This is a genomic window from Thiocystis violacea (genome assembly GCF_016583575.1).
Taxonomy (GTDB): Bacteria; Pseudomonadota; Gammaproteobacteria; order Chromatiales; family Chromatiaceae; genus Thiocystis; species Thiocystis violacea.
Window position 1 is genome coordinate 1 of record NZ_NRRG01000147.1, and the last position, 1,054, is coordinate 1,054.

Sequence of the window (1,054 nt, forward strand, 5' to 3'; positions counted from 1 at the left end):
TCCGTTCAAGAAGCAGTCGATCAATCAGCGATTTGGTCTCTTCAGAAATATCTGAAACCAAGGGGTCAAGCACGAATTGACGACCACATTCCCGACAAAGATGGTTTTGCTTTCCGGTTGCATTAAATCCATTCTTCACGATCTTGGTAGAGTTGCAAGTAGGGCAGTGATTCATGTTTGAATAAATCCAGTCAGATAATAGATCATATAGATTGTGGCACTACCCGCGCGGGTAGTGCCCTAATTCGTAGGATGGGTAGAGCGCAGCGAAACCCATCTTTCCAGCGGTCAACGCTGACCTCGATCCTGTCGATCGAGGTACCATTCCTGAGGGTTTACGCGAGTTGGTCGGGGCGCAAGGATGAGTCGAGCGATAGCGAAACTCATCAAACCTTGTGCAGAGGTGTCAGGTTGGCGTCAATCAAAAACGCCCCCGGTTTTCCGAGGGCGTTCAAAGGTCAAGCATTGGTGCGTTGGTTCGGTGGGTTTCGTGACCAATCAACCTCCGTGCCAGCGATCGGCGTCATACCGTGGTCACTCTACCCTACCTCGCTACCTCGCTATTTGGTATTTCGTCCATCATTATAATAGCACTCTCTCAGCCAAAGCTCATCTGTGAAATCATATAGAGAAGGGCGCTACCAATATCTATATTTCTTTGATGCAGAGATAAATCAATTGAAGCTCGTCCTCTGAGAGACGTCCTCTGCTATCTAAGACGCTATTGTTGCAGCATAACTTTCCGGCGTCACTCCATAATCCAACTAATCGGATAGCTAATTTTTCAGTCCTTTCGACGTAATCTCTTCTTATTGCAAAAAGCGGAATCCCGTATTCCATTCCTTTGTTAGAGTGATGGCTTTTGAATCGTTCCTTTGCTCCTTTCTGCTCTCGCTCTTCTCTGATGTAAGTTCTTCCAATATAGACCTCAGTACAGTACAAAACGAATAGCCTCGCCTAGCTAATACAGCACGAGCCTCATGTCATGCTCGACCTTGAACGGTCGTCCATCGAGCATGAATCCGAGGACACAGAGCCGTTCGGCGCCGAAGCT

The 1,054-nt window shown here is 47.6% G+C and carries 1 protein-coding gene; it reads right to left on the bottom strand.

The features are described from left to right. A partial coding sequence (locus tag CKO27_RS23870) for an IS1 family transposase (protein WP_200377400.1) occupies nucleotides 1–175 on the bottom strand: 175 nt, incomplete at its 3' end. Nucleotides 176–1,054: the final 879 nt, after the last annotated feature.